A 19,001-nucleotide genomic window follows, 5' to 3' on the forward strand; every position below is an offset into this window, starting at 1 on the left:
TCTTATGCTCTTCGAGTTTTCGGATCAATCGTCAAAGCTGGCGAATGATGTCGCGAAGCTGCTCGTTGCGCGCGCCGAGCAGGAGAACATTGCGGATGGCGATCTGCGGATCGTGAGTGTGGAACAGCACGCCGTTGCCGCGAATGTCGCGATTGATCGTCAGCTTCTTATCTTCCGCTTGCCTGTCCGGATGGATGGCAACGGCGAAATACATCCGCGAATATTTCAGGCTGATGTCTTCGAAGAAGTTTTCTTCCTGGCCGATTCGGGCAAAGAAGTTGGCGATATAGAAGGCCCAGTTCACTTCCTCATATCGTGCGAACTGGGTCCGCGCGGCGGTAACGTGACAATAGCCGAGATGCGGCGTGTCCTTCAGCGTGTGATGAAAAATGAGTTTCGGAAAGCGGATGGACTTGTGGAAATTGTTGAGCCGGTCATGGGTCTTTTCACCGGCGTCCCGCAGCTTCAGCGCCGTGCGCTCGGCCACCTGCTCATGGCTGAGGTATTCCCGCTCTTCCGCCAGCCAATGCGGCCTGTTGCGGTTGATGCGGCCGGTACGCAGGAATTCGCTGTACCCCGTCGTCGATACCGCTGGCGCCGGTTCGGGCTCGGCGGGCTTCCCAGCGTCGAAATATCTGAGTTTGGCCATGCCGGATCTCGCTATAAAACTCTCTGGGCGTCATGATGGATCATGGAGCTTGAGCCGAGCTTAATCGCGCCGGAGCGACGGCTCTCGATGGCGGCTCTGCCGTCGCTCTCCGCCGCCCAATCATTCCCCTGATTATCAGCCGTTCGCGGATCTGTCGCAATCAAGATAAAGCGCCATTGGCGGAATGCGCATGCGATGCGCGGGCCATCTCCCATGCAAGCGCCTAAGAGATTGAATTGTCTCTCCATATTGTAACGACAGGCAACCGTCCCATCGTCCGGTTCCGTCTGTCGTCAATTTCGAAGCCGATGTCGCATTGCAGCACAGCGGCCGATCGGGCCGAGGGATATGATGAAATCAATCTCAAGGTGCCGTCTGCTAGGGAGACGGAGAATTGGGAAGCCGGTCAAAATCCGGCGCTGCCCCCGCAACGGTAGTGGAGTAAGGCATGGCGAATAAAGCCACTGGGTCGATCGACCTGGGAAGGTGCCATGGGGCCCTGGAAACAGGGCCGCTCCAGAGCCCGGAAACCAGCCTTGGGCACATATGGTTTACTGACCGCGGCGGGCGGTCGGGGCATTGCTTTGGGCTGTCTTCAACCAGCCACGCATGTCCTGCGCCCGTTTCCTGGTACTGCGAAGGATAGGCAAATGGATATTGGCAGCAAAGTTCTGCGGCAATTGAAGAACCACCGGACAGGTTTGAGCCTGGAGCAACCGTTCTATACCGATCCGGACTACTTCAAGCTCGATATGGAGACGATCTACTATCGCGACTGGCTGTTTATCGGCCATGATTGCGAAGTGCCGCGCGCGGGCAATTATTTCACCGTCCAGATCGGCGACTATCCAGTCGTGATCGTCCGCGGCCGCGATCAGGTCATCCGCGCCTTTCACAATAGCTGTCGCCATCGTGGCTCGCGCGTCTGCACGACCGAGCGCGGCTCCTCGGCAAAGCTTGTCTGCCCCTATCATCAGTGGACCTACGAGCTCGACGGCTCTCTGCTCTTTGCCCGCCAGATGGCCGAGGATTTCGACAAGAGCCAGCATTCGCTGAAGCCGGTTCATTGCGAAAGCGTCGGCGGCTACATCTTCATTTGCCTCGCGCAGAACGCGCCGGATTTCAAGCCGGTTCGCGCCGCGATCGAACCTTACATGGCACCGCATCGCATCAGCGAAGCCAAGGTTGCCTTCCAGAGCACCATCATTGAGAAGGGGAACTGGAAGCTCGTCTGGGAAAACAACCGCGAATGCTACCATTGCGCGGCCAATCATCCCGAACTTTGCCGCACTTTCCCGGAAGCGCCGACCGTGACCGGCGTGCAGGGCGCGATGAACGACCCCGTCATCACCGAACACTGGCAGCGCTGCGAAGCGGCCGGCCTGCCGAGCGAGTTCAAGATCTCGCCGGATGGACAGTTCCGCGCCGCGCGCATGCCGCTGATCGAGGGGGCCGAGAGCTACACCATGTCCGGCCAGAACGCCGTCAGGCGGCCGCTTTCGCCGGATGTGACGATCAACGGCATCGGCACGATGCTGCTGTTCCATTACCCGACGACGTGGAACCACATCCTCGGCGACCATGCGATTTCCTTCCGCGTCCTGCCGATCAGCGCCGACGAAACCGCCGTCACCACGAAGTGGCTCGTCCACAAGGATGCCGTCGAGGGCGTCGACTACAATCTCGAGGAGCTGACGCACGTCTGGACCGAAACCAACGATCAGGACCGCCGCATCGTCGAGGAGAATGCCTTTGGTATCCGCTCGCCGGCCTATGAGCCCGGCCCCTATTCGGAAATCCATGAAGGCGGCGTCATGCAGTTCGTCGAATGGTACACGACGTTCATGATCAACCGGCTGCAAGGCGACCAGGCCAAGCTGTCGGCGGTTGCCTGAGCATGAATATGACCGTCTCCCTTCCGCACCGCCACCTCGACCAGATGCAGCCCTGGAGCGACAGGCAGCATCTGCTCGAATGCCTCTCGGCAACGCCCGAAGCGCCCGACGTGATGACCTTCACGTTCCGGTCCGACAAGGACAACTGGTTCCGCTATCTGCCGGGCCAGTTCGTGACGCTGGAGCTGCCGACGGCTCCGGAGCCGGTCATGCGCACCTATACGCTGTCGTCGACGCCATCGCGGCCCTTCTCGGTCGCCGTGACGGTGAAGGCACAGAAGGACAGCATCGGCACCCGCTGGATGTTCGAGAACCTGAAGCCGGGCATGCGCATCAAGGCGTTCGGTCCGCTCGGCGATTTCAGCCATATCCGTCATCCCGGCGAAAAATATCTGTTCGTCTCCGCCGGCTCCGGCATCACGCCGATGATGTCGATGACGCGCTACATGGCTGATACCGCACCGCTGTCGGATATTACCTTCGTCAATTGCTCGCGCGGCCCGGCCGACATCATCTTCCGGTCCGAGCTCGAATATCTCGCCCGTTTCATGCCGAACCTCAATCTCGGCTTGATCGTCGAGGGCTGTGGCCGCACCGATCTCTGGTCCGGATTGAAGGGCCGCATCGACAAGGCGAAGATCGGCCTGCTGGCGCCCGATTTCATGGATCGGACCATCTTCTGCTGCGGCCCGGAAGTCTTCATGGATGCCGTGCGCTCCATGCTGGAGGCGCATGGCTTCGACATGTCGCGCTACCATCAGGAGAGCTTCCAGCCGGCGAATGCGGCAACGCCGCTTGCGGAGGTTTCCGACGATGCATCGGGTGAGGCCGCAACGACGATCCGCTTCACCATGGCCGGCAAGGATGTCGTTTGCGCGGCGGGGCAGACCGTGCTTCAGGCCGCGCGAGGCGCCGGCGTTCGCATCGGCGCGGCCTGTGAGTCGGGGCTCTGCGGCACATGCCGGGTGATGAAGCTTTCGGGCGAAGTCGAGATGAGCCACAATGGCGGCATCCTCGATGACGAGATCGAAGAGGGCTATATCCTCGCCTGCTGCTCCCGTCCGAAGACGGATGTCCAGGTCGAGGCCTAAAGCATGTCGCGCAAAATTGCGCAGCGGTTTTGCGGTAACGACATGCGCAAAATCAAAGACCCAAAGCGCGAAAGGCGAATCTGAAAGATTACGGCGCGCTTTAAAAATCCTGGTAGTTCAGCTCGTTGATCTCGACCGGCTTCGATTGCGGCGTTGACGCCGTGACGACTGGGTCGACGTCGACCATGAGCGAAACCAGCGTTTGTCGCGGCCCGTTGCATGTCGGCGCCTGTGCGATCATCAGATCGGGCGCGGGCAGCGGCTTGGCCGGCAGGAGATCGCCCTGCGGCCAGACCTTCGCGAGCTGAACTTGCGTCATCGGCACGACATTGACGTCGATATCAGTGAGCGTGCCCGGCACGCGATAGGGACAGCTCTTTTCGGAGCAATTGTCCGAAGAAGCGAACTGCCAGATGGCATAGCTGTCCCAGTTGCCGAGCGGGAAAGTGCCTTTCACATCGGGCTTGTAACGCGCGTACCACAAGGGGAGCCGCGACAGCAGCGGATAGGTGTCCCGATGATCGGCGATGTATCGCGCCGTGTTGTGGTTGATGTAGAGAATGGGGTAGCGCCCGGTCCTGACCTTGATGTGGGCAACGAAGATCTGGGCATCCTCCAGCGACATGAATTGCGCCGTGTCCATGCCATCTATGTCGAGCACCATCAGCTCGTCCGGCTGCGGATCGGCATAGTCGAGAAAATGATTGGCTTGATCGATCGGATTGCCGGGTCGCCCCAGATGATAGGCGCCCCATAATAGGCCATTCGTCTTTGCCAGCATGCGCCGCGTCTGGAACAGCTCGCGGCTGACAGCATATTTGCGCCACATCGTCCTGCAATGGGCCACCGTATCGCCGCCGTGGTCGCCGGTGCAGCTGAAGCTTTCGGGCAATCCGTCGGAGGCTTTGGAGATGAAGCCTGCGATCCGTTTGTCCTGCAGAAACGCGTTCCAGTCGATGGTGTTCAGCTCGTAAGCATCGACGATGAGGACATTTTTTGGATCGGTCCAGGGTTGGCTTTCGCCGGCCGAAGGCTTGGAGACCGGCCCCATGAGGGTCAGGATCGTCAGCAAGCCGCACATCAGGAGGTTACTCTTCCGGTATCCCTTCATGAAATAATAGTAAGGATTGCTGGTTAATCTTGGGTTAAGAATGCAATCACTATAAATTCATCGTGGAGCCCTGCATAACTCCTTAAATTGGTAGGGATTTGAGGAACTAAATAACGCGCTGCCGCGTTTCTTGTCGTTTACTCGGATATGCGACGAAGCAGGCGGCGAAACCTTGCTCGGGAAGCATTCCCGACATGAAACGCTATAGGCTTGAGTACCAAGTCGAACCAGGGAATGGAGATGAAAATGCTTGGTTTCCGTGCAAAAATCGCGACCGTCGCCGTCACGGCCGCCGTCGCTCTGACGAGCTTCACACCGTCTTTCGCCATGCAGATGCCCATGGCACCGATCGCCAGTCAGACCGTGCCCACCCAGGCGGCGCCCGGCAATGTCGAACAGGTTCAATGGCGTCACGGCGGCTACTATCGTCGTGGCTGGTATGGAGGCTATCGCGGCTATTCAGGCTACCGTCACGGTTATCGCTATCACGACGGCTATTGGTTCCCGCTGGCTGCCTTCGGCGCCGGCGCGCTTATCGGCGGCGCGATCGCCAGCCAGCCGCGTTACTATGCGCCGGCTCCGGCCCCGAGCGTCGGCATCAATCCGCGTCACGTTGATTGGTGCGAGTCGCGCTATCGCTCCTACCGTGCTTACGACAACACGTTCCAGCCGAACTACGGTCCGCGCCGCCAGTGCTACTCGCCGTATTTCTAAAGCAAATCCAGGAAAAGTGCTGAGCGGTTTTCCGTCCGGAATTGCAAAACAATCACAAGCCGTCCGGCCTATGCCGGGCGGCTTGTGCATGTTTCGACCTTAGAGAATGTTGACCCGCTTGAGCAGCCACCATGCCAGCAGCATGGAGGCGACGATGAAGCCGACGGCATATTCCGTACCACCCGCGCCGCCTGAAAGCGGCAGGTTCGAGGTGTTCATGCCGAAGAAGCCGGTCACCAGCGTCGGCGGCAGCAGAAACGCGGTCATGATCGACAGGATGTAGAGATGGCGGTTGATCTCGGATCCGAGCTTCGAGTCGATTTCTTCGTGCAGCAGCCTGGCTCGCTCCTGCAATGCATAGACATCGTGCTCGACTGCTTCGAGCCGGCCCGTCAAGCGCCCGGCAACATCCTCGAAACCGAGCGGCATTTCCTCGTCGTCGGAGGCGGCCGCATGGCGCATCAGCGACAGGACCGTGCGCAGATGCCGGTGCAGCCGCACGATCGTCCGCCGCACGGGCGGCAGCCGCGCGCGTTCGTCGCGTGACGTATTTCCGTGGACGAAGTCCTCAATGAGGTTGAGCTCTTCGCTGATCTCGATGACGATCGAAATCAGGGTGCGCTGGAATTCGACGACCAGCAGCTCGAAAATGTCGAGCGGCCGCGAAAACCTCGTGGCATTCTTGTCGATCAGCATTCGCACGCGATCCAGGCTGCGAAGCGGCTGCAGCCGGCTGGTGATGAGCATGCGGTCGGTCACGGCGAAATGCAGCCAGCCGATATCGTGCGTGTCTCTGGCAAAGTCGCGCTGAAAATCGACTAGCGTGCCGAAGAGCATCTGATCGTCGACGGTGACCGTCGCATGCGTCTCATGACTTGTCAGCGCTATGCGGGCAGCTTCATTCAGGCTCGGTGCATCCTCGAGAAAAGCCGGTACGCGTGCGTCGACAAGATTGAGATGCAGCCACAGGAAACCGTCATCCGTAAAGAGCGCTGAACGATCGGTATCGTCGGGCAGCCGTTCCGGCTTGGTTTCGCCTGGACGGAGACGATAGGCCCATATGAAGCCGGGTATCGTGTTGACTGACGTGATCGTGTTCATGGCCGTATCATTCGCGTTGTCCGAACAGTTGCCTTAGTCTTCGTTCATGACGATTGTTTATGCAAGTCCGCGCTTTGGTCGAATAATCGCGGCTGCGAGCGGCGATGTCACAGCCGCGCAGCGCGCGCAAGACGTATATGATGTCGGGGTTCGCGAGAGGGTGGAAATCAACATCTTTGCCGCTTCGATAAAATTGACGTTTACGTAAAAATAAACTAGCTATGACCACAGATGAGCGATGATCCGGGTGAGGCGGATCATTGCCGGCACCAATGCGGAGGAAGCAGCATGTACAAGGCGCCAGTCGAAGAAATCGCATTCACGCTGAAGCATGTCGCCGGCATGGAACGCGCGATGGAGGAGGGCATCCTCGGCGATCTGAGCGCCGATGTCGTCGATGCCATTCTGTCGGAAGCCGGCCGTTTTGCCGGAGATGAGATGGAGCCGCTTGCCGAGATCGGTGACCGGCAGGGCGCGCGTCTGGTCGATGGCAAAGTGGTGCTTCCCGATGGATGGGAGAAACTCTATCGCGATTGGATCGCCGGTGGTTGGAACGGCTTGACCGCGCCCGAGGAATTCGGCGGGCAGGCCCTGCCGCATATGTTGAATGTCGCGACGCTGGAAATGTGGAACTCGGCTTCCATGGCATTCGGCCTTGCGCCGACGCTGACCATGGGAGCGGTCGAGGCACTGATTGCCCATGGCAGCGACGACCTCAAGAAGACATATCTGGAAAAGCTCGTATCGGGGCAATGGTCAGGCACGATGAACCTGACGGAGCCGCATGCCGGCTCCGACGTCGGGGCGCTGCGCACCCGCGCCGAACGCCGCGACGACGGCACCTATCGCCTGTTCGGCCAGAAGATATTCATCACCTGGGGCGATCACGAGGCGGCGGAGAATATCGTCCATTTCGTCCTCGCCCGTCTTCCGGATGCACCGGCCGGCACGCGCGGCATTTCGCTGTTCCTCGTGCCGAAATTCCTTGTCAACGACGATGGCTCGCTCGGCGCCCGCAATGACTATTTCGCCCATTCGCTCGAGCACAAGCTCGGCATCCATGGTTCGCCGACCTGCACGATGATCTACGGCGATGGCAAATACGGGCCGGAGAACGGCGCCGTCGCCTGGCTCGTCGGTGAGGAGAACAAGGGCCTCGCCTGTATGTTCACCATGATGAACAATGCGCGTCTTGCCGTCGGCATCCAGGGGGTTGCGATTGCCGAGGCTGCGACGCAGAAAGCCATTGCCTATGCCAGGGAGCGCACCCAGGGCCGCGCGCCGGGCACGACCTCGTCGGGCATGAGCCCGATCATCGAGCACCCCGACGTTGCGCGCATGCTGCTGACGATGAAAGCCTTGACGCAGGGCTCGCGCGCCATCTGCTACGCCTGCGCCGAGGCGATCGACATGTCGCATCGCGATCCGCAGAGGGGCAGCTTTTGGCAGGAACGCGCCGCATTGCTGACGCCGGTCGCCAAGTCCTTCTCCACCGACGCCGGCGTCGATGTCGCCTCGCTCGGCATTCAAGTCCATGGCGGCATGGGTTTCATCGAGGAGACCGGTGCGGCGCGGCTGCTGCGTGATGCTCGTATCGCACCGATCTATGAGGGTACCAACGGCATTCAGGCGATCGATCTGGTGACGCGCAAGCTGACGATCGCCAATGGCGATCATGTGCGTGGCTTCATCGCCGAATTGCTTGAGATCGCCGATACGGTCGCAAAATCCAATCTCGAAGGTTTCGGCGAGACCGCGTCGCGGCTGCAGGCGGCCATTGCCGATCTCGAGAAGGCGAGCGACTGGCTTTTGTCGAGGCAGGCCGAGGGCGCCGTCGCTGAAGCGCTGGCGGGCGCCACACCCTACCAGCGGCTCTTCGGACTGGTGCTGACCGGAAGCTATCTGGCCAAGGGAGGCCTCGCCGATGCGGGAGACGGCGAAGGGGGCAAGCGCATCGCGCTTTGCCGCTTCGCCGCCGAGAACCTCCTGGCCGAAACCGCCGCCCTTGCCGACCGTGTCATTGCCGGAGCCGGCAGCCTCGAAGCCGCCCGCATCGCGCTTGCCTAAGGACATATGATGACCGACCATATCCTCATCGAACGCCCCGAAACCGCGCCGAAGGTCCAGATCATCCGGTTCAACCGGCCGGAAAAGAAGAATGCCATCACCCGCGCCATGTATCAAACCATGACCGAGGCGTTGAAGGCGGCTGAGGATGCGCCGGACATCCGCGTTCATGCCTTCCTCGGCACGGAAGGCTGCTTCTCGGCCGGCAACGACCTGGCCGATTTCCTTGCCTTCGCCATGAGCGGCAACATGGGACGCGAAGTGATTGATTTTCTCGTCGCGCTGGCGAGCACGAAGAAGCCGGTCGTCTCCGGCGTCGATGGCCTGGCGATCGGCATCGGCACGACGATCCATCTGCATTGCGACCTGACGGTTGCCTCCGATCGCAGCCTGTTCAAGACACCCTTCGTCGATCTCGCGCTCGTTCCCGAAGCAGCCTCGAGCCTGCTTGCTCCGCGCGTCATGGGGCATCAGCGCGCCTTCGCCCTGCTTGCGCTGGGTGAAGGCTTTTCAGCTTTGGAAGCAAAAGAAGCCGGCCTCATCTGGAAGGTGACAGCACCGGAAGCGGTAGAGGCCGAAGCACTGTCGCTGGCCGTTAAGCTCGCCGCCAAACCACCCGAGGCTTTGCGGATCGCGCGCGACCTGATGCGCGGCCCCCCGGATGCCGTCCTCGATCGAATCCAGAAAGAGGCCGAGCATTTCGCCGCCCAGCTGAAAAGCGCCGAGGCCCGCGCGGCTTTCGAGGCCTTTATGAAGCGGTGAAGCTCAACCCGCCCTCAAGAGAACTACTTCTCCAGTGCCGCAACCACTTCGACATGCGAGGTCCACAGGAACTGGTCGATCGGTGTCACCCGCGTGATGCGGTAACCGCCTTCGACCAGCAGGGCTAGATCGCGGGCGAGTGTCAGCGGATTGCAGGAGACGGCGACGATCTTCTTGACCTGGGAACGGGCAAGTTCCTTGCTCTGGAATTGCGCGCCCGCGCGCGGCGGGTCGAAGACGACGGCGTCGTAGGCTTTCAGCTCCTGCGTCATCAACGGACGGCGGAAGAGATCGCGGCGTTCGACGGTCACGGGCTTCAGCCCCTGTATGGTGCGTGCGGCCTGGTCGAGTGCCGCGAGCGGCTTTTCCTCGCTTTCCACCGCATGCACTCGCCCAATCCGCGCCAGGCGAAGCGAGAAGGTGCCGCTGCCGGCAAAGAGGTCGGCGACACGCTTTGCCTTGCCGACATGGGCTGCAACCAGCTCGGCCATGGCGTCCTCGGCCTGCTTCGTCGCCTGTGTGAAGGCGCCCGGCGACGGAGAGACCGGCACGCCGCCGAAATCGATGATCGGCTTCGCCGGCTCCACAAGAATCTCGCCGTTCAGCGAAAGACGGGCAATGCCGCGAAGCGACAGCACGGTTTCGATCGTGCTGCGGCGCTGCTTGTCAGAAAGCGACTTGATGCCGTCGACGGCGAGATCGAGGCCTGTCTGCGTCTCCAATACCGAGATGCGGAAGGCTTCGGCGTTGATGGCGATCGCCGCCGCGATCGTCTTGATCGCCGGCAAGCGGGCCATGATGCCGGCCGAAGCAATGGGACATTCCTCGATGGCGACGATATGATGGCTTTCGGCCTGGTTGAAGCCGATCAACATGTCCTTTTCGGTGTTGCGCGCGGCGAAGACGACCCTGCGGCGCTCGCCAGGATGCGCGGCGACGATATCGTCCACCTCGGGCGTCAGGCCTTTCGAGCGCAGTGCATCGATGACGAGCTGGCGCTTGAAGGCGCGGTAGGGTGCGTCGGCATAATGCTGGAGGGTGCAGCCGCCGCAGGTACCGTTGACGCCGTCCGGACCGAAGTGCCGACAGTGCGGTTCCTGCCGGTCCGGCGAGGCAGACGCGATCGACATCAGCGTGCCCTGGCTCTTCATCCGCGCGATGGCGACGCTTTCGCCGGGCAGCGTGAAGGGCACGTAGATCGGGCCATCGGCGCCCTGCGCGATACCGTCGCCCTGGGCGCCGAGCTTCTGGATGGTGACGTTTTCAGTGCTCATGGCTTGATCCCTGCGAGAAGAAATTCATGGTTGCCGTCGCCGCCTGCGATCGGCGAGGCGATGAGGCCGAGGCTGCGCCAGCCCATGTCTTCGGTGAACCAGCGCTCGAGTTCGGCCGCAACCGCCGGAGCGGAGGAGGGGTCCTTCAAGAGGCCGGCCTTGCCGATCGCATCGCGACCCGCCTCGAATTGCGGCTTTACGAGCAGCACCGCCCGCGCGCCGGCTTCGGCAAGCCCAAGCGCCGGCGTGAGAGCCAGCTTCAGCGAAATGAAGGAGACATCGGAAACGACGAAGGAGAAAGGTGCGCCGATATCCTCTGTCGTCAAGTTGCGTGCGTTCAGCCCCTCGATATTGGTCACGCGCGGATCGGCCGCTATGCGCGGATGCATCTGGTCGTGACCGACGTCGATCGCCGTCACACGCGCGGCACCCCGCTGCAGCAGCACTTCGGTGAAGCCGCCCGTCGATGCGCCGACATCGAGACAGTGCTGCCCGCGCGGATCGAGGCCGAAATGGTCGAGTGCCGCCACCAGCTTCAATGCCGCGCGCGAGACGTAATCCTGCGCCGGATCATCGATGCTGATCTGTGCGTCTTCGGTGAATAGCGCACCCGGCTTTGTCACGACCTTGCCGTTCACGGTCACCGTGCCGCGCTGGATCGCATCGCGAGCGCGCGAGCGGCTGGCGAAGAGAGAAAGGGTGACGAGAAGCTGGTCGAGGCGTTGCGGTTCGGACATGGGCTGTCCATGCCGGGCAATGCGTTATGTTGCAAGCCTTTTATGCTGATATCGGCGTTGACGCCGGATCGCAACCGGCCATAATCGCCGCAATCAACAGGCGAGGGGCATCATGCGAAAGATCGGTGGCTATGCGGCGCTAATGGCGATGTTCGCCGTTCCGGCTATGGCGAATGACACCATGGCCGAGCTGAGAACGGGCGGTCTCGCCTATGTCCGCACCGGCGATATCAGCATGGCGCAGGAAAAGCTGTTCATTTCGGCAGAGCAGGTCCGCGTCGATTACATCTTCGAAAACACCTCAGACAAGGATGTCGAAAGCGTCGTCGCCTTTCCCATGCCCGATATCAAGGGTGACATAGACAGCATGGTCGACGCCGGAAATGTCGACGCCGACAATTTCCTCGGCTTTACCGTGCTGCAGGACGGCAAGCCCATTGTGCCGACCCTGCAGCAGCGCGTATCGGTTGCCGGCGTCGACATGACGGATGAGTTGAATGCTCGCGGCATCCCGCTGCTGCCGCTGAGCAAGGCGGCGACGGAGGCCGTCGCCAAGCTGCCCGCCGACGTGCTCGATGATTGGACGGCCCGCGGCCTGATCGCCGATGACGAATACGACACGGACGGCCAGGGCATGAAGCATCACCCGACGCCGATGTGGACGCTGCATACCACCTATTGGTGGCGCACGAAGTTCCCGGCCAAGGCCAGGATCGCGGTCGAGCATCGCTACAAGCCCAGCGTCGGCGGCACTGTCGCCATCACCTTCGCTGGCGAGGAAGACTATCAGAAGCAGCAGCTGCAGACCTATCGCGCCAAGTACTGTCTCGATGAACCCTTCCTCAAGACGGCGGTCAAGCTCGCTGCCGCAGCCGACAAGGGCGGACGCGGCTACACCGAAAGCTGGATCTCCTACGTGCTGACGACGGGTGCCAACTGGTCCGGTCCGATCAAGCATTTCGAGCTGACGGTCGATAAGGGCAGCCCCGACAATTACATCAGCTTCTGCGGCAAGGACGTGAAAAAGATCGGCGCGACCACCTTCCAGATGGCGGCGCAGGATTTCTATCCCGAACACGATTTGGATATCCTCATTCTCGCTGCCGTGCCGGTGAATTAGGGCTGTTTGAAGGAGGGTGCGCGGTCGTTCGACTGCACTTCAATGCGGCCTCGCGCAATTAAATAAATTTAAAGTCCAAGTCTCTACTGATGCCTGTGATTGCGGTGATCCATTTCGAGGTCATCGCCTGCCATGAAGGCTTCGCGCGTCTGCGTCCCAATCATGCCCCTCCGTGAATTCTCCGAGCAACGGCCGCGTCCCCTCCCAAGCGCGTCCGATGATGCTCGCCAGGACCGGCGCTCAGGAGGCGCTCGCCCATGTTTGCGAAAAAACTCTCGCTGAATGGCAAGCTTGCCATCACGTTTACGGCGCTGATCGCCGTCTTCGCCTGCGTTTCCGCATTCGTCTATTCCAAGGAAGAAGTATCTGCCGGTGCTGCCCTCGAGCAGGCCAAGTCGCAGCAGCTCGTCAGCCTGATCGACGATTCCCTGCAGGCCATGTTGGAACAGGCGGTCAATCTGCGCGGCTTCCTGCTGCTGCGCAGCGACAGCACCTATGGCGATGTCTTCAACAATCGCGAACGGATGTTGAAGAGCATCGCCGCGGCCAAGCAGGCCGCCGCCGATTCACCGGATCTGCTGCAGGCCATCGACAACATGCAGAAGGCGGCCGATCTTTATTTCCATCAGCTTGCGGAGCCGCAGACCAAGGCCCGCAAGGAAACCGATATGCCGCTCGACCAGATCGTCAAGATCGGCCAGAACGAGACCAAGGGCCAGCTCGATGGCTTCCGCGACGCTGCCGCCAAGATCAAGCAGGCCGCCCGTGCCAAGGCCAGCGACCTGGCAGCCATGCAGGACGACGCCAACGGCGATCTGCGCCTGACGCTGATCGTCGGCGGCATCTTTGCCTCGTTCGCAGCCGCCGTGCTTGCCTGGCTGTTGTCGCGCCTCATCGTTCGCCCGATCGTCGGCATGACGGCTGCGATGGGCCGGCTGGCGAACGGCGAGCATGATGTCGAAGTTCCGGCGGTCGGCCGTGGCGACGAAGTCGGCCGCATGGCCGATGCCGTCCTGGTCTTCAAGCAGGCGGGGATCGAAAAGCTGCGTCTCTCGGGCGAAACCGAGCGCATGCGCGGCGATGCCGAGCGCGAGCGTCAGATGAACGATGAGCAGAAGGCGCGCGAAGAGGGCGAAATCCGCTTTGCCATGGAAGCGCTCGCGGACGGCCTCTCCGCCCTGTCTTCCGGCAATGTCGCCACCCGCCTGCGCAATAGCTTCGCGCCGCAGTTCGACAGCGTCCGCGCCGACTTCAACAATGCGGTGGAAAAGCTGGAAGCCGCTCTGCAGTCCGTCGGTCGCAATGCCTCCGCCATCAATGCTGGCGCCGACGAGATCCGCTCGGCCGCCGACGATCTGGCGCACCGCACCGAGCAGCAGGCTGCCGCAGTCGAGGAAACGGCCGCCGCACTGGAGCAGGTCACTATAACGGTTCGCGACTCCGCCAAGCGCGCCGAAGATGTCGGCCATCTCGTCGAGCGCGCCCGCCTCGGCGCGGAACGCTCCGGCGAAGTGGTGCGCAATGCCGTCTCGGCCATGCAGCAGATCGAAAAGTCCTCGGGCGAGATCAGCAACATCATCAGCGTCATCGACGATATCGCCTTCCAGACCAACCTGCTGGCGCTGAATGCCGGTGTCGAGGCCGCCCGCGCCGGCGAGGCCGGCAAGGGCTTCGCCGTCGTTGCCCAGGAAGTGCGCGAGCTCGCCCAGCGCTCCGCCAATGCCGCCAAGGAGATCAAGGCGCTGATCACGACATCGAGCGATCAGGTCAACACCGGCGTCTCGCTGGTCGGCGAAACGGGCAAGGCCCTCCAGTTGATCGTCTCCGAAGTGCAAGAGATCAACCGCCATGTCGGCGCGATCGTCACCGCGACCCGCGAACAGTCGACCGGCCTGCAGGAGATCAACACGGCCGTCAACAACATGGATCAAGGCACGCAGAAGAATGCCGCCATGGTCGAGGAACAGACGGCCGCAAGCCATGCGCTCGCCCGCGAAGCCGCGGCACTCAACGAGCTGTTGCGGCAATTCCGCCTCGGCGATGCCGTTCAGGCCGTATCCGCGCGTCCGGTCGCGGCGACAGCACGTTCGAGGCCGGCTGCGTCTCCGGCCCGTGCCCTTGGGCGCACCGTCGCCAAGGCTTTCGGCGGCAAGGCAACGGCGACGACTGCCGCCGCCGCCCGTGACGATTGGGAGGAGTTCTGATTGACGAACACCTTCTCTCCGGCGGAGAGAAGGTGGGCGCGAACGATTGAGTGAAACGAAATCGTGAGGGACCGGATGAGGGGGCCTCGGAGCACCGGCGACGAGTGCCTTGAGCGGTGAGCGAAAGGCGACTTCGAGTATGCTGGAATGCCCCCTCATCCGCCCTTCAGGCACCTTCTCCCCGAGGGGAGAAGGAAAAAACTAGAGCATTTCCAGGAAAAGTGCGCAGCGGTTTTCCGTCCGGAATGCGTAAAAACAAGAGCGTAGAGCGTTTTCGCGATTCGAAGAAAAGCGGAAGCGCTCTAGCTGGCGGCTTCGACGATGCGGCCGTGGCCGAGTGTGCGGAATACCGTCTGCACGATGCCGGCACGGTCGAGACCGGCCCTGGCATTCATGGCTTCGGGCTTTGCCTGCTCCATCCAGATGTCCGGCATGACGAGCGAGCGGATCTTCAGGCCATTGTCGAGCAGGCCCTCAGTGGCGAGAAACTGCATGACCTGGCTGCCGAAGCCGCCGACCGAACCTTCCTCGATGGTGATCAGCATCTCATGATGGGCGGCAAGCTGGCGGATGAGGTCGTGATCGAGCGGCTTGGCGAAGCGCGCATCGGCGACCGTCGTCGAAAGCCCGGCGGCATCGAGATCCTCGGCCGCGGCAAGACTGTCGGCCAGGCGCGTGCCGAAGGACAGCAACGCGACTTTCGAACCCTGCTTCACCACGCGTCCCTTGCCGATTTCGAGGATCTGACCCCGTTCCGGCAGCTCGACGCCGACACCTTCTCCGCGTGGATAGCGGAAGGAGATGGGACCGAGGTCGTAGGCGGCGGCGGTGCGCACCATATGCTTCAGCTCCGCCTCGTCGGAAGCGGCCATGACGACGAAGCCCGGCAGCGTTGCAAGGAAAGCCGTGTCGAAGGAGCCCGCATGCGTCGGGCCATCGGCGCCGACGAAACCGGCACGATCGATGGGGAAGCGGACGGGCAGGCCCTGGATCGCCACGTCATGCACTACCTGGTCGTAGGCGCGCTGCAGGAAAGTGGAATAGAGTGCGGCGAACGGCTTGTAGCCTTCGGCGGCAAGGCCGGCGGCAAAGGTTACGGCATGCTGCTCGGCGATACCGACGTCGAAACAGCGCTTGGGGAAGAATTCCTGCAGCTTATCGAGGCCGGTACCGTTCGGCATGGCGGCGGTGATGCCGACGATCTTGTCGTCGAGCGTCGCTTCCTGCACCAAAGCGTCCGCAAAGACGCTTGTGTAGCTCGGCGCATTCGGCTTCACCTTCGTCTGTGCGCCGGTGATGACGTCGAACTTATTGACGCCATGATATTTGTCGGCAGCCGCTTCGGCCGGCGGATAGCCCTTGCCCTTCTGCGTCACGACATGGATCAGCACTGGGCCTTGCGCATTGTCGCGCACATTGCGCAGCACTGGCAGCAGATGCTCGAAGGAATGGCCGTCGATCGGGCCGATATGGTAGAAGCCCATCTCCTCGAACATGGTGCCGCCGGTCACATAGCCCCGTGCGTGCTCGACCGCTCGCGTGATCGCACGGTCCACCTTCTTGCCGAGATAAGCCGTCAGCTTCTTGCCGAAATCCCGGAAGCCCATATAGGTGCGGCCGGAGGCGAGGCGGGCAAGATAGGCGCTCATTGCCCCTGTCGGAGGGGCAATGGACATGTCGTTGTCGTTGAGGATGACGATCAGCCGTGCATCGAGCGCGCCGGCATTGTTCAGGGCCTCGTAGGCCATGCCGGCCGACATGGCACCGTCGCCGATGACGGCGATGACGCGGCGGTCGGCATTATCGAGCTCGGCGGCAACTGCCATGCCGAGACCGGCAGAAATGGATGTCGAGGAATGCGCGGCCCCGAAGGGATCGTATTCGCTTTCGGCCCGGCGGGTAAATCCGGAAAGGCCGTCTTCCTGGCGCAGCGTACGGATGCGGTCGCGCCGCCCGGTCAGGATCTTGTGCGGATAACATTGATGTCCGACATCGAAGATCAGGCGATCGTCTGGTGTATTAAAGACGCTGTGGATTGCGATGGTCAGTTCGACGACGCCGAGGCCGGCGCCGAGATGTCCGCCGGTACGCGATACCGCATCGATCATCTCGTCGCGAAGTTCGCGGGCGAGCTGCGGCAATTCGCGGTCCTCCAGCTTTCGCAGGTCGGAAGGATTTTGGACCCGGTCCAGCAGCGGCGTCTGTGGCATTTGTGTCAAGGCTGATGCCTCTTTCTTGCTATTCTTGGGCGGTTGCCCGCCTTGTCAAAACAGATTGCGACAAAAGACGCCGAATTCAAGGTGCTCCCGAACAAGAAACATGTGGGAGTGTTATGAACCCGTTAGCCTTCCGGCAGGGGAATGAACTCTTCCTCGTCGCCCGGTACGATATCGAAGCGGCCGGTGCGCCATTCTTCCTTGGCCTTTTCGATGCGCTCCTTCGAGGACGAGACGAAATTCCACCAGATATAGCGCTTAGAATTGAGCGCTGCACCGCCAAAAAGCATAAGATGACAGCCTTTTTCGGCAGCCTCCAGCGTTATAGCATCGCCGGGACGGAAGACGAGGAGCTGATCCTGCTCGAAACGGTCGCCGGCGACGACAAGCGAACCGGAGAGAATGTAGACCGCGCGCTCCTCATGCGCTGCCCCAAAAGGAAACGTCGTGTTCGGCTGCAGCTGCAGATCGACGTAAAGCGTGTCGGAGAAGGACTTTACCGGCGATTTGAGGCCTTCGAAGTCGCCGATCACCACCCGTCCGGTCACGCCGCCATCGGCGATGAATGGCAAGTCGTCTTTTTCCGTATGGGCGAAGGAAGGATCGATCTCTTCTTTTTCGTCGGGGAGCGCCAGCCACGTCTGCAGGCCGGACATGGCGAATGCGTGGTCGCGCAGGTTCTCCGGCGTGCGCTCGGAATGCACGATGCCGCGCCCGGCCGTCATCAGGTTGATGTCGCCGGGACGGATCACCTTGGCCGTGCCGAGGCTATCCATATGGCGGATTTCGCCGTCGAACAGGTAGGTAACGGTGGAAAGCCCGATATGCGGATGCGGGCGCACATCGAGCGCCTGGCCCGGCCGCAAAATTGCAGGCCCCATGCGGTCGAAGAAGATGAACGGCCCCACCAGCCGCCGCCGGCTGCTCGGAAGCGCGCGCCGCACGGAGAAGCCGCCAAGGTCGCTGGTGCGCGGAATGATAAGGTTCTCGATCGCATCGCAGGCGAAGGCATCACCGGCTTGAGGATCGTTGCCTGGGAAGAAGGACATGAAGGCTCTCCTTTCGGTTGGGACTCAACCTAGCGAGAAAGGCTGGGAAACTCAAATTTTGCTGTTAGATGCGTTTGTAAAGGTTGTTTCAAAGGGTTGTTTAACATTGCGTCCTATGTGAACAGCCGGGTAATTTGGGGAGACGAATAAGCATGGACATTGATGGAAGCAAAGCGCTGGTTGCCGTTCTCTTGGGAGGGATGCTCGCCGCATGCAGCACAACGAATGGTGCGCCTGAGCAGCAGGCTACAAAAAAACCGGCCGGCCCGACGGCAATTGAGCCTGCGGTTGCTGCGTTTCGCGATATTTGCTTTGCTTATAGGCCGCCATACACGCAGGCTCGCGCGGCTGCGGCTCGATATGGGGTTAAGACGTTCGAAACCAAGCAAGGCTCGAGTTTGATCTCCGGCAAATATACATATCTTGAGGGAGCAACAGACGACCGGTCGCTGATTGTTATCATCAATCCTGACGGACTATGTGACACGAAATATCGACGCCATCCGGGGATGGCGGACGATGAGACAATCGAGCGTCAGTTCGCAGACGTCATCAGAACGAAATATCCGGATGCGTTCAAAATCGGCGATAGAGGCCATGAGTATCACGTGTCCATAAACGGGAAGCGGACCAGTTTCGGTTTTTCGCTCAATCACGATGGCTATATACAGTTCATGTAGCCTTGACGAAATCGCTCAGCCGCATCGAACCATTTTCTCGAGGCTGAAAAGGCGGCCTTTCCTGTAGGTGCCTGCACTTACTACCCGTCCAGCGCTTCCGTGCCCTGCGGCTTGCCGGCGCGGTCGAGCCGGATCTTCTCGATGCGGTTTTCCGCCGCGGAGAGCAGCGCCTCGCAGTGCTTCTTCAGCGCTTCGCCGCGCTCGTAGATGGCGATGGATTCGTCCAGCGCCACATCGCCGCGTTCCAGCCGCGCAACGATGCTTTCAAGCTCCGCCACGGCCTTCTCGAAGGAATAGCCTGATACATCTGCCTTGGCGCTCTCGCTCATCG

16 protein-coding genes and 1 riboswitch are annotated in these 19,001 nt (G+C 61.2%); of the genes, 8 read left to right on the top strand and 8 right to left on the bottom strand.

Going from position 1 to position 19,001, the window contains the following annotated elements; translation table 11 throughout:
• Window positions 1-31 precede the first annotated feature (31 nt).
• Window positions 32-649, bottom strand: coding sequence for a DUF6656 family protein (locus HGP12_RS20800; RefSeq protein WP_168840839.1), 618 nt, complete (start codon window positions 647-649; stop codon window positions 32-34).
• A 349-nt stretch (window positions 650-998) separates the two neighbouring features.
• A riboswitch (cobalamin riboswitch) is annotated at window positions 999-1,203 on the top strand.
• A 96-nt stretch (window positions 1,204-1,299) separates the two neighbouring features.
• Between HGP12_RS20800 and HGP12_RS20805 the strand changes: the two genes are divergently transcribed.
• Together HGP12_RS20805 and HGP12_RS20810 are read left to right on the top strand one after the other, a co-directional pair.
• Window positions 1,300-2,544, top strand: coding sequence for an SRPBCC family protein (locus tag HGP12_RS20805; RefSeq protein ID WP_168840838.1), 1,245 nt, complete (start codon window positions 1,300-1,302; stop codon window positions 2,542-2,544).
• A gap of 2 nt (window positions 2,545-2,546) precedes the next feature.
• Entirely contained in the window at window positions 2,547-3,635 is a 1,089-nt protein-coding gene (locus tag HGP12_RS20810; RefSeq protein ID WP_168840837.1) for a hybrid-cluster NAD(P)-dependent oxidoreductase, read from the top strand.
• Between the two features lie 100 nt (window positions 3,636-3,735).
• Here the strand turns inward: HGP12_RS20810 and HGP12_RS20815 are convergent, their stop codons facing one another.
• Window positions 3,736-4,686, bottom strand: a complete 951-nt coding sequence (locus tag HGP12_RS20815; RefSeq protein WP_409526845.1) for a glycoside hydrolase family 25 protein — start codon at window positions 4,684-4,686, stop codon at window positions 3,736-3,738.
• 306 nt (window positions 4,687-4,992) lie between these two features.
• On the opposite strand from HGP12_RS20815, the gene HGP12_RS20820 reads away from it, so the two are divergent.
• Window positions 4,993-5,460, top strand: coding sequence for a BA14K family protein (locus HGP12_RS20820; RefSeq protein WP_168840835.1), 468 nt, complete (start codon window positions 4,993-4,995; stop codon window positions 5,458-5,460).
• Window positions 5,461-5,559: 99 nt separating this feature from the next.
• Here the strand turns inward: HGP12_RS20820 and HGP12_RS20825 are convergent, their stop codons facing one another.
• Window positions 5,560-6,561, bottom strand: a complete 1,002-nt coding sequence (locus tag HGP12_RS20825; protein WP_168840834.1) for a transporter — start codon at window positions 6,559-6,561, stop codon at window positions 5,560-5,562.
• A 288-nt stretch (window positions 6,562-6,849) separates the two neighbouring features.
• Between HGP12_RS20825 and HGP12_RS20830 the strand changes: the two genes are divergently transcribed.
• Both HGP12_RS20830 and HGP12_RS20835 read left to right on the top strand, forming a co-directional pair.
• On the top strand, window positions 6,850-8,628 hold the full coding sequence (locus HGP12_RS20830; RefSeq protein ID WP_168840833.1) for an acyl-CoA dehydrogenase: 1,779 nt from the start codon (window positions 6,850-6,852) through the stop codon (window positions 8,626-8,628).
• A gap of 9 nt (window positions 8,629-8,637) precedes the next feature.
• Window positions 8,638-9,390, top strand: a complete 753-nt coding sequence (locus tag HGP12_RS20835; RefSeq protein ID WP_168840832.1) for a crotonase/enoyl-CoA hydratase family protein — start codon at window positions 8,638-8,640, stop codon at window positions 9,388-9,390.
• Window positions 9,391-9,413: 23 nt separating this feature from the next.
• Here HGP12_RS20835 and HGP12_RS20840 read toward each other — a convergent pair whose 3' ends face one another.
• Together HGP12_RS20840 and HGP12_RS20845 are read right to left on the bottom strand one after the other, a co-directional pair.
• Window positions 9,414-10,664, bottom strand: a complete 1,251-nt coding sequence (locus HGP12_RS20840; RefSeq protein WP_168840831.1) for a class I SAM-dependent RNA methyltransferase — start codon at window positions 10,662-10,664, stop codon at window positions 9,414-9,416.
• A complete protein-coding gene (locus HGP12_RS20845; RefSeq protein ID WP_168840830.1) occupies window positions 10,661-11,401 on the bottom strand; it encodes a TlyA family RNA methyltransferase in 741 nt (246 codons plus the stop codon). Before HGP12_RS20845 ends, HGP12_RS20840 begins: the two co-directional genes overlap by 4 nt.
• Window positions 11,402-11,513: 112 nt before the next feature.
• On the opposite strand from HGP12_RS20845, the gene HGP12_RS20850 reads away from it, so the two are divergent.
• Window positions 11,514-12,521 carry a DUF4424 domain-containing protein gene (locus HGP12_RS20850; RefSeq protein ID WP_168840829.1) on the top strand — a complete coding sequence of 336 codons (1,008 nt, stop codon included), beginning with the start codon at window positions 11,514-11,516 and terminating at the stop codon, window positions 12,519-12,521.
• A gap of 257 nt (window positions 12,522-12,778) precedes the next feature.
• A complete protein-coding gene (locus tag HGP12_RS20855; RefSeq protein ID WP_168840828.1) occupies window positions 12,779-14,725 on the top strand; it encodes a methyl-accepting chemotaxis protein in 1,947 nt (648 codons plus the stop codon).
• Between the two features lie 302 nt (window positions 14,726-15,027).
• On the opposite strand, the gene dxs is transcribed toward HGP12_RS20855, so the two are convergent.
• Complete coding sequence (gene dxs / locus HGP12_RS20860) at window positions 15,028-16,944, bottom strand: 1-deoxy-D-xylulose-5-phosphate synthase (protein ID WP_168840827.1); 1,917 nt, start codon at window positions 16,942-16,944, stop codon at window positions 15,028-15,030.
• A gap of 122 nt (window positions 16,945-17,066) precedes the next feature.
• On the bottom strand, window positions 17,067-17,990 hold the full coding sequence (locus HGP12_RS20865; RefSeq protein WP_168840826.1) for a pirin family protein: 924 nt from the start codon (window positions 17,988-17,990) through the stop codon (window positions 17,067-17,069).
• A 152-nt stretch (window positions 17,991-18,142) separates the two neighbouring features.
• Between HGP12_RS20865 and HGP12_RS20870 the strand changes: the two genes are divergently transcribed.
• Complete coding sequence (locus HGP12_RS20870) at window positions 18,143-18,670, top strand: hypothetical protein (RefSeq protein ID WP_168879625.1); 528 nt, start codon at window positions 18,143-18,145, stop codon at window positions 18,668-18,670.
• An 80-nt stretch (window positions 18,671-18,750) separates the two neighbouring features.
• Here HGP12_RS20870 and HGP12_RS20875 read toward each other — a convergent pair whose 3' ends face one another.
• The gene (locus tag HGP12_RS20875; RefSeq protein ID WP_168840824.1) at window positions 18,751-18,999 is read right to left on the bottom strand and encodes an exodeoxyribonuclease VII small subunit; all 249 of its coding nucleotides are present in this window, start codon (window positions 18,997-18,999) and stop codon (window positions 18,751-18,753) included.
• Window positions 19,000-19,001 lie beyond the last annotated feature (2 nt).

Source organism: Rhizobium sp. P28RR-XV (genome assembly GCF_012641385.1).
Classification (GTDB): domain Bacteria; phylum Pseudomonadota; class Alphaproteobacteria; order Rhizobiales; family Rhizobiaceae; genus Rhizobium.